The following is an 11,834-nucleotide window of genomic DNA, read 5'->3' as shown; positions in this document are numbered from 1 at the left end:
TGCGTGACCCAGCCGGCCGCAACGGCGGCTTTGCGGCCGTTCATCGCCCTGCAAACAACTACTTTACAACTATTCGCACTTATGTGAAGTTATCGCCATTGAAGGGTCGATCATGACAGCCAATCGCTTCGCCACGCGCCTGAATTCCTTTGCCTCGCGACCACAGGCCGAATGGCCTGGCCTCGTCGGCAAACCCTCGCTGCTGCAGATGGCTGCACGCGCCGCCAGGGTTGCCGGACTGACCGACCTCGATCTGAATTACCCCGACCATGTAGGCGCAAAGCCCGCCGAGATTGCCCGCAAACTCGGCGATCTCGGCCTTTCCATCAATGGCTTCGCCATGCGCTACTACTCCAATCCGGCCTTCAAGCTTGGCGCCTTCACCAATCCGGACCAAGCGGTGCGCCGTGAAGCCATCGACCTGACCAAAGCGGGAATCGACGCCGTGCGCGGGGCGGGCGCCAATCTGATGACGCTGTGGCTCGGCCAGGATGGCTTCGATTACGCCTTCCAGGCTGACTATGCCACGCTCTGGCAACACGAAATCGATGGGATTCGTGAAGTGGCCGCGCATGACCCCGACTGCCAGATCAGCCTTGAATACAAGCCCAACGAACCGCGCTCCTACAGCCTGATGCCGGACGCAGCGACGACCTTGCTGGCGATCCGCGACGTCGGCCTGCCCAATCTCGGGGTCACGCTCGATTTCGCCCATGTGCTCTATGCCGACGAGCAGCCGGCCTTTGCCGCAGCTCTGGTGGCGCGCCACAGCAAGCTGCTCGGCGTGCACCTCAACGACGGCTACGCCAAGCGCGATGACGGCCTGATGGTCGGCGCGGTGCACACGCTGCAGACCATCGAGTTGCTCAGGCAGATCCGCCGCGACGGTTACGCCGGCGCCATCTATTTCGACACGTTCCCCGACATGACGGGGCTCGATCCGGTGCGCGAATGCGAAGTCAATATCGCCACCGTCAAGCGCATGCTGCGCGTCGTCGACCGGCTGGAGCAGGACAATCGCCTGTCCGCAGCCATGGACAGCCAGGACGCGGTGACGTCGCAGGCCATCATCCAGGAAATCATGCTCGGGTCGGACCGCTGAGGCATCCGAGCCACCACCGTTTTCAACAAGGGAGGAATACAATGAAACTTCTGCTTGCCACCGCTACCGCCGCACTGATGGCGCTGTCCATCGGCTCGGCCTTTTCCACAGATCTCGCGCCGCTCAATTCCGATACGGAGAAGGACCGTATCGATTGGTCGCAGGTCGAGGCCAAGTTCGGCGCATTCCCCAAGCTGCCAGAAGGCACCAAGGCGGGCGCGGTCTCCAAGACGCTGACCAATGAATACTGGCGCTCGCTGGGCGAGGGCTACAAGGCGTTCGGCGACAAGGTCGGCATTCCCGTCGTCTATCAGGCGGCGCAGAGCGAAGGCGACCAGCTCGGCCAGCTGACCATTGCCGAAGGCCTGGTCACGCAGGGCTACAACGTTCTGCTCGTCTCGCCGCAGACCGACGCCAATCTGCAGCCGATCATGGAGCAAGCCAAGGCCGCCAATGTGCCGGTGGTCAACGTCAACGATGCGGTCATCCCGCAGGCCGAGCACTATGTCGGCAATGTCCAGCGCGACAATGGCGTGCGTGTCGCCAAATGGTTCATCAAGAACCGTCCGAATGGCGGCAAGGTCGCCATCATCGAAGGCCAGGCCGGCGTCTACGCAGCCGTTCAGCGCACCGATGGCTTCAAGTCCACCATCACCGAAGGGGGCAAGTTCGAGGTCGTCGCCAGTGTTCCCGGCAACTGGGACCGCCAGACCTCCTATGATGCGGCCACCAACATCCTGCAGCAGCACCCCGACCTGATCGGCTTCTATGCCAACAATGACGGTATGGCGCTGGGCATTGTCGAGGCGGTCAAGGCTGCCGGCCTGCAGGACAAGGTTGCCGTGTTCGGCACTGACGGCATCTCCGACGCCTATGCCTCGATCCGCGCCGGCGAACTGACCGGCACGGTCGACAGCTTCCCGGTGCTGACCGGTGAGGTTGCACTGGAAACGGCGCTGCGGCTGGTGGCCGGACAAAAGCTGCCGCGCGTCGTCGCCACGCCGCAGGCACTGATCACCAAGGACAATGCCGACCGCTATTCCGGACCCGGCGCGCGCAAGGCCCTGCTCGAAGATGCCGCTGCGGGCCAGTAAGGCCGATCGGCGGGTGCCGGCCAGAGCAGTTCGCTCCCGGCCGGCACCGTTGCCCGGAGATTGAACCCAATGTCACCCCGGCTGCAATTCCAAGGCATTTCCAAGCTGTTTCCGGCCGTGCGGGCGCTCAACGACGTGTCGTTCTCGATCAGTGCCGGTGAAATCCACGGTCTGCTCGGCGAAAACGGTGCCGGCAAGTCGACGCTGCTCCGCATATTGTCGGGCGTCTACAGACCGACGGCGGGAAGCGTCCTCATCGACGGAAAGCCGGTGACGCTTGCCAATCCGGTCGCCGCGCGTGCCGCGGGCGTCGCCATGATCCACCAGGAATTGCAGCAGGTGCCGCGCCTCAGCGTCGCCCAGAACATGTTCCTCGGCCAACCGCTGACGCGCGGCGGTATCTTCGTCGCCCGGCGGGAACAGGAGCGCCGCGCTGCCGAGGCTCTTGCAGCCATTGACCCGTCCATCGACCCGGCCGCTCCCCTCGGAACCCTGAAGGTGGCGCAACGGCAGATCGTCGAGATCGCCCGCGCGCTGCTTGACCGTGCCCGCATCGTCGCCATGGACGAGCCGACATCGAGCCTGACGCCGAGCGAATTCGAACGGCTGGCACAAGTCATCACCGGTCTCGCTCGCGACGGCGTCGCCGTCGTCTATGTCTCGCACAAGCTGGACGAGGTGTTCGGCATCTGCCGGCGCGCCACCATCATGCGTGACGGCGTGGTCATCGATTCCGTCGACCTGAAAGGCCTGTCGGAAAAGGCGGTCGTGGCGATGATGGTCGGCCGCGAACTGGCGCAGGAACGGCATACCTCTCACGCCTCGAATGAGGTGATGCTGAGCGCGCGCGGGCTCTCCTCGACAACGAAGGTGCGCGATGTGTCGTTCGAACTGCATCGTGGCGAGGTGCTCGGCATTGCCGGCCTTGTCGGCTCAGGCCGCACCGAATTACTGCGGTTGCTGGCCGGCGCCGACCGCGCCACCGCCGGTACGATCGCAATTGATGGCAAGGCGACGCGATTCTCCAGCCCGCGCGATGCGATTGCCGCCGGCATCGGCCTGGTGCCGGAGGAGCGCAAGCGCGAGGGCATCGTGCCGCTGCGCTCGATCACCAGCAACATGGCGTTGGCCTCGATGGGCGTATTCGCGCCGCGCGGCGTCATCGATCACGCCAGGTTGAAACGGGTGGCAATCGACAAGATGGGCCGCGTCAACCTGCGCCCATTCCTGCTCGATCGGCCGATCCGCCTGTTCAGCGGTGGCAACCAGCAGAAGGCGATCATCGGCCGCTGGCTTGCGGCCGGAACACGCATCCTTTTGTTCGACGAACCGACGCGCGGCATCGATGTCGGCGCCAAGGCGGAGATCTATCATCTGATCGAGGAGCTCGCCCGGGAAGGCCACGGTGTCATCGTCGTCTCCTCCGAACTGCCCGAGGTGATCCGGCTCGCCGACCGCGTGCTGGTGATGCGCGACGGCTCGATCGCGGCCGAACTCCACAGGGACGACATCAGCGAACAGGCGATCGCGGCGCACGCCATCCCGCAGACTCAAGACAGTAGGTGACGGATATGTCGGATACCATTCTGGTGCAGCCACGGGCCGAATTCATGCGCGGGGTCTCCATGCGCGACGCCGGCACATTGATCGGCCTTGTCGTGATCTTGGCCGTGTTCGGGGCACTGGTGCCAGGCTTCTTCGCCGAGCGCAACCTGATCAACATCCTGCAACAGTCGAGCATCAATGCCTGCCTGGCGCTGGGCATGACGCTGGTCATCATCTCCGGCGGCATCGACCTGTCGGTCGGGCCGACGGCAGCGCTCTCGGCCGTCATCTCGGCCTCGATGATGGTCGCCGGCGTGCCGTTTCCGCTCGCCATCGCCACCGGCTTCGCCATTGGTCTTGCGTGCGGCCTCATCAACGGCGTGCTCGTCGCCTATGTCGGGCTGCAGCCTTTCATCGTCACATTGGGTACACTCAGCACATACCGGGCACTGGCGCTGATCTATACCGGCGGCAATCCGGTGCTCGGCCTGCCCGCAAGCTTTCGCTCCGTCTTCAACGGCTTGCTGTTCGGGCTGCCGCTGGCGGTTATCATCGTGGCCTTGGTGGCTGTCGTCGCCTGGATCGTTTTGAAGAAGACGCCTTTCGGCGAATATCTGCTCGCCGTCGGCGGCAATGAGGAGGCTGCCTACATCGCCGGCGTGCCGATCGCCCGCACCAAGATCGCCGCCTACATGATCTCCGGGCTGCTGGCGGCCCTTGCCGCGCAAATCCTGATAGGCCGACTCGGTGCCGCCGAGCCCATCCTCGGCAATCTCTGGGAACTCGACGCTATCGCGGCTGCCGCCATCGGCGGCGCCTCGCTGATGGGCGGCAAGGGCAGTGTCGTCGGCACCATCCTGGGCGCCGTCATCCTCGGCGCCATGCGCAACGGTTTGACGCTGATGAACGTGCAGTCCTTCTATCAGCTTCTGGCAACTGGTCTTATAATCCTCGCCGCGATGCTTATCGATCGCGTGACGAGGGGGCGTGGATGACCTTGAGCGGGCTGGACCTGAAAGCGGTAGGACCGCGGATCCGCATGATGATGCCGCATCTCACCCCGCTGGAGGCGAAGGTGGTGGAAACCGTCTTTGGCCGGCGCGGCTTTGACGAGAGCATCCCGCTGAAGCAGATCGCCGAGGAGGCCGGCGTGTCCGAGGCAATGGTGGTCAAGATCGCCAAGAAGCTCGGTTTTTCCGGCTATCGCGACTTTCGCACCGCCGTCTATGAATACAGCCGCCTGCCGACCGCCGAGATGCATCAGGAACTGTCATCCGACGACAGTTCGGCCGAGATCGTGCAAAAAGTGTTCCGCACCTCCATCCAGGCACTGGAGGAAACACTGGCGATCCTCGACATCGAGGATTTCGACCGCGCCGCCGAGCTTCTCTACCGTGCGAAGAACCGGGATTTCTACGGCGTCGGCGGCTCGGCGCAGATTGCGCGCGACGTCTCGCACAAGTTCCTGCGCATCGGCATCCGCGCATCCGTCTACGACGATTCGCACATGATGCTGATGTCGGCCTCGCTGCTCGGCGGCGATGATATCGCCGTCGGCTTCTCGCATTCGGGCAACACATCTGCCGTCATCGACGCCATCCAACTGGCCCGCAAGAACGGCGCAAGGACGCTGGCCATCACCAATTACGACAACTCGCCGTTGGCTGCAGTGGCCGACATTGTGCTGTGCTCGACCGCGCAGGGATCGCCATTAATGGGCGAGAACGCGGCGGCGCGTATCGCCCAGCTCAACATCCTCGATGCGCTGTTCGTCGCGGTGGCGCAGCGCGACTATCAGGCGGCGGAGCGCAATCTCGGCCGCACCATGTCGGCGGTGACATCGAAACGAAAAGACCGGGGCTCATGAGGACAGCGCCGCTGGTCACCGTGTTCGGCAGCCTGCATTACGATATCATGGTCGACGCGCCCGACCGTCCGCGCAAGGGCGAGACGGTGACCGGCCATGCCTGGCACCCGAAATGCGGCGGCAAGGGCGGCAACCAGGCCGTGTCGGCGGCAAGGGCCGGCGTGCGCGCGGCGATGATCGGCGCGGTCGGCGACGATGATTTCGGGCGGGCGTTGCTGGCCAATCTCGATCGCGCCAGGGTCGATCGTCGTTTCGTGCGGGTGGCCGCTGGTGCCGGTTCCGGAATGAGCGTGGCGATCTTCGACCAGGGCGGCGATTATGGCGCGGTGATCGTCTCGGGCAGCAATCTCACTCTGGGCGATGCCGATATTGCCGCTGCTTCCGAAATGATGTCCCAAACGGCGGTGCTCCTGCTGCAGAACGAGGTGCCGGAAGCGGCCAACATTGCCGCCGCACGCGCGGCGAAGGCGCAAGGCGGCCGAGTCGTGCTCAACGCCGCCCCCGCGCGCAAACTCTCCGGCGAGTTGATCGCACTGGTCGACATATTGGTGGTCAATGCCATCGAGGCGGAGTTCCTGGCCGGCATGGCGGTCGTCGAGACGCTGGACGGTGCCGCGCAAGCCGCGCGGCTGCTGGCCGATCTTTGCCCTATCGCGATTGTCACGGCGGGCGGCGAAGGTGTCGCCTGCTGTGATCGGACCGGCGAGGCCTTTGCGCTGCCGGCCATCCCGGTCAAGGTCGTCAGCACGCATGGCGCCGGCGATGAATTCGTCGGTGCGCTGGCCGCGGCGCTTGCCCGTGGGGAGACCATGCGGGCGGCCGTTACCGCCGCCAATGCGGCGTCGGCCTTGCTGGTCTCGACGCCAGAGGCCGAGCGCGACGGCATCTGACCTGGTTTCCCTCTTGCCAAACCGCTGCGGCGGCCGCCGATCCTTGCGGCTTCGCGCGAATTCCGCTAAGGCGCGCCTTTGTCGCCGGGAAACACGGACTTGGACGATCAACGCGCCGACGTCGCCATCATCATGGGCAGCCAGTCCGACTGGGCGACGATGCGCCATGCGGCCGAAACCCTGGAAGCCCTGGGCATTCCACACAAGCGGCTGATCGTTTCCGCGCATCGCACTCCAGACCGGCTCTACGATTTCGCCAGGGGCGCCAAGGCAGCGGGCTACAAGGTGATCATCGCCGGCGCCGGTGGTGCCGCGCATCTGCCCGGCATGACGGCGGCGATGACGCCGCTGCCGGTGTTTGGCGTGCCGGTGGAATCGAAGGCGCTTTCCGGGCAGGATTCACTGCTGTCCATCGTCCAGATGCCGGCCGGTATTCCCGTGGGAACGCTGGCCATCGGCAAGGCCGGTGCCGCCAACGCAGCCCTTCTGGCCGCTGCCGTGCTGGCGCTGAACGATGACGAGCTTGCCGTCCGTCTGGATGCCTGGCGGGCCGCGCAAACCGCCAAGGTCGCCACCGAACCGACGGATACGCCGTGAGCCTGGCCACCGGATCGACCATCGGCATCATTGGCGGCGGCCAGCTCGGCCGCATGCTGGCAATTGCTGCCGCCCGTCTCGGCTACCGCACCGTGGTGCTGGAGCCGCAAGCGGATTGCCCGGCGGCGCAGGTCGCCAACCGGCAGATAGCGGCCCCCTATGACGACCCGGCAGCCCTTGCCGAACTGGCAGCGTCGAGTTCCGTCGTCACCTACGAGTTCGAGAATGTACCGGTTGCGGCCGCCAGCGCGCTGGCAGCCAAGGTTCCTGTCTATCCGCCGACGCGCGCGCTGGAAGTGGCGCAGGACCGGGTGAGCGAAAAAACATTCCTCAACGGCATCGGCATTGCCACCGCGAAGTTCCTCCCGGTCGACAATGATGACGAGCTGGCGGCGGCGCTGAACGCGTTCGATGGCAGCGGCATCCTGAAGACGCGCCGCATGGGGTATGACGGCAAGGGCCAGCGCGTCTTCCGCAATATGAAAGCCGGCGGCTTCGCCGGCACCTGCGAGGCGATGGGCAATGTGCCCCTGATCCTGGAAAGTTTCGTGTCGTTCGAGCGCGAGATTTCCGTGATCGCCGCGCGCGGCATCGACAGCGCTGTCGCCGCCTACGACCCGGCCGAGAACGTCCACCGCAGCGGCATTCTCCATACGTCGACCCTGCCGGCCCGCATAAGGCCCGAAACGGCGGAAGCGGCGCGAGCAGCGGCATCGAGGATCTTGTCGGCGCTGAACTATGTCGGCGTTGTCGGCGTCGAGTTCTTCGTGCTCGCCGACGGCTCGCTGCTGGCCAATGAAATCGCGCCGCGTGTGCACAATTCCGGCCACTGGACGGAAGCGGCCTGCATCGTTTCGCAGTTCGAGCAGCACATCCGCGCCGTCGCCGGCCTGCCGCTTGGAAATCCCCAGCGTCATTCCGATTGCGTGATGGAGAACCTGATCGGCGACGATGTGCTGCGTGTTCCAGCCCTGCTCGCCGAGCCGGACCTGATGCTGCATCTCTATGGCAAGGCCGAAGCACGCCCCGGCCGCAAGATGGGCCATTTCACCCGGATCAGCCGTCGCGCCTAACCCCCGAAACAGGCCTACTGCACGTCGTCGCTCTCGTCTTGGTCGGGGCTGGCGCAACTGGCATCGCCTTCCTCGCAATTGGCGGCGGCCGCGAGCTGCTCGATGCGATCATTGGTCAGCCTGGCCAGGCATTGCGAAACTTCCATCGGATGGATCGAACCGCCCGCGCTGGCTGCGGTGGAATGCGCGCACTCTGCATCGCGAAAGGCGATCCAGGCGCGTTGCGCCACCTGCAGCAGTCTCTTGCCGTCGGCGTCATCCGCGCTGATGAGATCCTGGTAGGCCTTGTTGAGCCTAGCGTCGGCCTCCTGGTAATCCTCGCCGGCGCAGATGTTCATCATCTGCTGGCTGTCGTCGCTGCGGTCGCACTCCTGCGCGCGGGCAGCCGAGGCTCCCGCCAGCACGAGAATGCAGGCGGACAGGAAAATTCGGCGCATATCCATCCCCAAATCACTTCATGGCGGGCGCATCATCCCAGCCGACTGGAGCCCGCGCAATGCCGCAAGGCAGACATGGCGGATATTTGATGATATGGAGAGACGGAGCACGCTTGCGGTTGACACGGACAAGGCTCCTCGTTTATGAGCCACCCACAGTTCAAAGGCGCGTCTTCTGGCGCGCCTTAAAATTTCGACCCGAACCGGGTCCACACCGACAGGCAAGACCATGAAGATCAAGAATTCGCTCAAGGCGCTGAAGGCGCGTCACCGCGACAACCAGCTGGTTCGCCGCAAAGGCCGTATCTACATCATCAACAAGACCGCTCCGCGCTACAAGGCACGCCAGGGCTGAGTTTTCGGGCTGGAGGCTGTTGCCTCCGCCCATTGATGCTTGTTGCCCGCCTGCCGGCCCTTTCACGCCAAATTCAGTTTGACGTTCCGCCGCCCGGGATTAGAGTCCGGCGATGCGGATTCTTTTTGCATTTTTGACGTCTCTGCTTGTTTCCAGCGCCATTTATGGCCTGGCGCGCGCGGATGACGCTGTCGTGCCGCCGGCCAGCAAGGACGTGCCGCCGGTGGCAACGACGAGGCAGGCCCGTCTCGATCAGCTGTTCAACGACCTGAAGCGCGAGCGCAACGAAAAGGCAGCCGAGCGTATTGCCGGCAACATCTGGAATGAGTGGTCTCAATCCGGCAGCGCCTCGATCGATCTGATGATGCAGTGGTCGCAGAAGGCCATCGAAAGTCAGAAGTTCGACGTCGCCCTCGATTTCCTCGACCAGGTGGTGATCTTACAGCCGACCTATGCCGAAGGCTGGAATAGGCGCGCCACCGTGCATTTCATGATGAAAAACTACGGCAAGTCGATGTCCGACATCGACCATACGCTGCAGCTCGAGCCGCGCCATTTCGGCGCGCTCTCCGGCCTGGCGCAGATCATGGCACTGACCGGCCACAAGCAATCGGCACTCGAGGCCTGGCAGAAGGTTCTGGCGATCTATCCAATGATGCGCAGCGCCCAGGACCAGGTCGGCACGCTTTCGGAAGAGCTTGCTGGAGAAGGCATTTAAGGGAATAGGCAGTAGGATTAGGCAGTAGGCGCAGATCGCGTTACGCACATTCCTACTGCCTACTGCCTACTGCCTATTCCCTATTCGCTACTGCACAACTTATCCCCCTCCATCCCCGTATCTCCCCCATGAACCTGATCTACGCCGCCCTTGCCTTCCTGATGGCGCTTGTCTTCGGCTTTGTCGGCATCACCCGCGCCGGTTCATGGCTTATCGAACGCCGCAATCCGTCGATTGGTGAATTCGCCGACATCGATGGCGCCCGCATTCACTATGTCCACATTCCGGGCCCCGCGAACGCCGAGCTGCCGCCGATCGTCTTCATCCACGGCGCCAGCGCCAATCTCAGGGATCAGATGCTGCCGCTGCGGCCATTGCTCGAAGGCCACGCCGAAATGCTGTTCTTCGACCGGCCAGGCCACGGCTGGTCGGGCCGTGGTCGCGGCAACAACGAAGACCCGGCGGCTCAGGCCAACACCATCGCTGCGTTGATGGACCGTCTGGGCATCAGGAAGGCTGTTATCGTCGGTCATTCTTTCGGTGGTGTGGTGACATCGACTTTCGGCCGCGAGCATCCCGACAAGACGCTTGGCCTGGTCTTTCTCGCGCCGGCAACTCATCCGTGGCCGGGCGGCGCAACCTCCTGGTATTACGATCTGACGACCATTCCGGTGATCGGCTGGCTGTTTTCCGAGACGCTGATCTATCCGACGGGAACGCTGCGGATGGAAGACGCCACGACCTGCGTCTTCTCGCCCAACATGGTGCCGGACAACTATCTCGCCGCGGCCTCCATCCCATTGGTCCTGCGACCATCGGCCTTTCGTGCCAACGCCACCGATGTCGCCGGGCTCTATCGCTATGCCCTTGGCGCCGCACCGCACTACAACCAGATCAAGGCCCCGACCGTGGTCATTTCGGGTGATCGCGACAAGGTCGTCTATGCGGAGATTCACTCGATCGGGCTCCAGCGCGACATACCGGGCGCCCAACTCGTCTGGGTGCATAATCTCGGCCACAAGCCGGACTGGATTGCGCCCGATCTCGTCGTTGGTGCCATCGAGAAGGTCTCCGGCAAGGATGTCGACCTGCGGATTATCGCCAAAAGCGTCGAAGCCCGGATCGCCGGCGATCTGTATGGCGTCGGGAAATGCGCCGATCTCAAGCAGCCGGAAGCAGAGCTTGCACCGACCTGACCGCCGTCCCTTCACGTGGCTGGGAAGCTCCCCTACAACACGGCCATGCCTGAACCGAACCTGGACACATTCTCACGAGCAATAATTCGTGCCTTCCCGGAATTGGAGACTTCAAGCTTCCGGCTGATGACGGCAGGTTGGCACTCGACGGCGGTCGATGTCGACGACAGGCTGGTGTTCAAGTTCCCGCGTCACAAGGTTGCTGAACGAGCGCTTCTCAGTGAAGCCGCCCTGCTGGCCCTGATCCGCCCTTGCCTGTCGATGCCGGTCCCCGCCATGAGCATCCACGAGGGGCCGCCTCTGTTCTCCAGACATGAGAAACTGAAAGGGGACCATCTGCTGGCAGCACGATATGAAGAATTGCCCGAACATGCCCGCCAACGCTTGGGCAACGATCTGGGCCGCTTTTACGCCGAGCTTCATCGGCTCGACCTGAACCAGATGGCGACCGCTGGCGCCGAGCCGGTAGGCACCTGGCAGGCACCGAGCGCAATCCGCGCGAAGGCGCTGCCCTTGCTGGCGCCTCGGCTACTCGCCCGCGCCGAGGCAACCCTGATGGAATACGAAAGTCTGCCACCGGACCCGCACGGGATTATCTATGGATTCTTCGACGGGCATGGCTGGAACATGGCGTTCGATCATGCGCGAATGAGGCTCAACGGACTCTACGACTTTGCCGATTCAGGCATAGGCGCGTTGCACCAGGAGTTCATCTACTCGAATTTTATCGCGCCGGACCTTACCGCGCGAATAGTCGCCGCGTATGAAATCGCGACCGGACGCGTGCTGGACCGCCAACGTATCTCCATCCTGACCGGCGTCCATCGTCTGTCCGAGTTGGCTGAACTCGTCGACGACCCAGACCATGTCCCGGCCATGATCCGAAGCGTTGCGGAATGGTTTGCTGCACCACTCCAACGGATGGCGATTAGCCGGGTCCGGGGCGACCGCCGTTGAAGC

General features: G+C 63.8%; 13 protein-coding genes. 12 read left to right on the top strand and 1 reads right to left on the bottom strand.

Annotation, left to right across the window (positions count from 1 at the left end; genetic code table 11):
* The first annotated feature begins 112 nt into the window (after positions 1 to 112).
* The 8 genes from NKJ89_RS22820 to NKJ89_RS22785 all read left to right on the top strand — a co-directional run bounded on the left by NKJ89_RS22820 (position 113) and on the right by NKJ89_RS22785 (position 8,168).
* Positions 113 to 1,102, top strand: coding sequence for a sugar phosphate isomerase/epimerase family protein (locus NKJ89_RS22820; protein WP_352605806.1), 990 nt, complete (start codon positions 113 to 115; stop codon positions 1,100 to 1,102).
* Positions 1,103 to 1,143: 41 nt separating this feature from the next.
* Complete coding sequence (locus tag NKJ89_RS22815) at positions 1,144 to 2,196, top strand: sugar ABC transporter substrate-binding protein (RefSeq protein ID WP_352605804.1); 1,053 nt, start codon at positions 1,144 to 1,146, stop codon at positions 2,194 to 2,196.
* Positions 2,197 to 2,265: 69 nt separating this feature from the next.
* The gene (locus tag NKJ89_RS22810) at positions 2,266 to 3,762 is read left to right on the top strand and encodes a sugar ABC transporter ATP-binding protein (RefSeq protein WP_352605802.1); all 1,497 of its coding nucleotides are present in this window, start codon (positions 2,266 to 2,268) and stop codon (positions 3,760 to 3,762) included.
* A 5-nt stretch (positions 3,763 to 3,767) separates the two neighbouring features.
* A complete protein-coding gene (locus tag NKJ89_RS22805; protein ID WP_352605799.1) occupies positions 3,768 to 4,736 on the top strand; it encodes an ABC transporter permease in 969 nt (322 codons plus the stop codon).
* Positions 4,733 to 5,608, top strand: coding sequence for a MurR/RpiR family transcriptional regulator (locus tag NKJ89_RS22800; protein ID WP_352605796.1), 876 nt, complete (start codon positions 4,733 to 4,735; stop codon positions 5,606 to 5,608). Before NKJ89_RS22805 ends, NKJ89_RS22800 begins: the two co-directional genes overlap by 4 nt.
* Positions 5,605 to 6,498 (top strand): ribokinase, encoded by an 894-nt coding sequence (locus tag NKJ89_RS22795; protein ID WP_352605794.1) that lies wholly within the window; start codon positions 5,605 to 5,607, stop codon positions 6,496 to 6,498. Before NKJ89_RS22800 ends, NKJ89_RS22795 begins: the two co-directional genes overlap by 4 nt.
* A 99-nt stretch (positions 6,499 to 6,597) precedes the next feature.
* Positions 6,598 to 7,095 carry a 5-(carboxyamino)imidazole ribonucleotide mutase gene (purE, locus tag NKJ89_RS22790; RefSeq protein WP_352605792.1) on the top strand — a complete coding sequence of 166 codons (498 nt, stop codon included), beginning with the start codon at positions 6,598 to 6,600 and terminating at the stop codon, positions 7,093 to 7,095.
* Complete coding sequence (locus NKJ89_RS22785; RefSeq protein ID WP_352605790.1) at positions 7,092 to 8,168, top strand: 5-(carboxyamino)imidazole ribonucleotide synthase; 1,077 nt, start codon at positions 7,092 to 7,094, stop codon at positions 8,166 to 8,168. The genes purE and NKJ89_RS22785 overlap by 4 nt, the downstream gene beginning before the upstream one ends.
* A gap of 14 nt (positions 8,169 to 8,182) precedes the next feature.
* On the opposite strand, the gene NKJ89_RS22780 is transcribed toward NKJ89_RS22785, so the two are convergent.
* On the bottom strand, positions 8,183 to 8,605 hold the full coding sequence (locus NKJ89_RS22780) for a lysozyme inhibitor LprI family protein (protein ID WP_023757466.1): 423 nt from the start codon (positions 8,603 to 8,605) through the stop codon (positions 8,183 to 8,185).
* A 229-nt stretch (positions 8,606 to 8,834) separates the two neighbouring features.
* Between NKJ89_RS22780 and ykgO the strand changes: the two genes are divergently transcribed.
* From ykgO to NKJ89_RS22760, 4 genes are all read left to right on the top strand, one after another.
* On the top strand, positions 8,835 to 8,960 hold the full coding sequence (gene ykgO, locus NKJ89_RS22775) for a type B 50S ribosomal protein L36 (protein ID WP_006203764.1): 126 nt from the start codon (positions 8,835 to 8,837) through the stop codon (positions 8,958 to 8,960).
* 112 nt (positions 8,961 to 9,072) lie between these two features.
* Entirely contained in the window at positions 9,073 to 9,678 is a 606-nt protein-coding gene (locus NKJ89_RS22770) for a tetratricopeptide repeat protein (RefSeq protein WP_352605789.1), read from the top strand.
* A 128-nt stretch (positions 9,679 to 9,806) separates the two neighbouring features.
* Positions 9,807 to 10,874, top strand: a complete 1,068-nt coding sequence (locus NKJ89_RS22765) for an alpha/beta fold hydrolase (RefSeq protein ID WP_352605787.1) — start codon at positions 9,807 to 9,809, stop codon at positions 10,872 to 10,874.
* 45 nt (positions 10,875 to 10,919) lie between these two features.
* Entirely contained in the window at positions 10,920 to 11,831 is a 912-nt protein-coding gene (locus NKJ89_RS22760) for a phosphotransferase family protein (RefSeq protein ID WP_352605785.1), read from the top strand.
* Positions 11,832 to 11,834 lie beyond the last annotated feature (3 nt).

This window comes from Mesorhizobium sp. M0047, from assembly GCF_040323315.1.
GTDB lineage: Bacteria > Pseudomonadota > Alphaproteobacteria > Rhizobiales > Rhizobiaceae > Mesorhizobium.
The sequence above is the reverse complement of the archived record's forward strand: the minus strand, read 5'-3'. Positions and strand labels throughout refer to the sequence as shown.

Coding starts and splice junctions, on each gene's coding strand:
- NKJ89_RS22820 (WP_352605806.1), top strand. CDS start 113: ATGACAGCCAATCGCTTCGCCACGCGCCTGAATTCCTTTGCCTCGCGA.
- NKJ89_RS22815 (WP_352605804.1), top strand. CDS start 1,144: ATGAAACTTCTGCTTGCCACCGCTACCGCCGCACTGATGGCGCTGTCC.
- NKJ89_RS22810 (WP_352605802.1), top strand. CDS start 2,266: ATGTCACCCCGGCTGCAATTCCAAGGCATTTCCAAGCTGTTTCCGGCC.
- NKJ89_RS22805 (WP_352605799.1), top strand. CDS start 3,768: ATGTCGGATACCATTCTGGTGCAGCCACGGGCCGAATTCATGCGCGGG.
- NKJ89_RS22800 (WP_352605796.1), top strand. CDS start 4,733: ATGACCTTGAGCGGGCTGGACCTGAAAGCGGTAGGACCGCGGATCCGC.
- NKJ89_RS22795 (WP_352605794.1), top strand. CDS start 5,605: ATGAGGACAGCGCCGCTGGTCACCGTGTTCGGCAGCCTGCATTACGAT.
- NKJ89_RS22780 (WP_023757466.1), bottom strand. CDS start 8,605: ATGCGCCGAATTTTCCTGTCCGCCTGCATTCTCGTGCTGGCGGGAGCC.
- ykgO (WP_006203764.1), top strand. CDS start 8,835: ATGAAGATCAAGAATTCGCTCAAGGCGCTGAAGGCGCGTCACCGCGAC.
- NKJ89_RS22770 (WP_352605789.1), top strand. CDS start 9,073: ATGCGGATTCTTTTTGCATTTTTGACGTCTCTGCTTGTTTCCAGCGCC.
- NKJ89_RS22765 (WP_352605787.1), top strand. CDS start 9,807: ATGAACCTGATCTACGCCGCCCTTGCCTTCCTGATGGCGCTTGTCTTC.
- NKJ89_RS22760 (WP_352605785.1), top strand. CDS start 10,920: ATGCCTGAACCGAACCTGGACACATTCTCACGAGCAATAATTCGTGCC.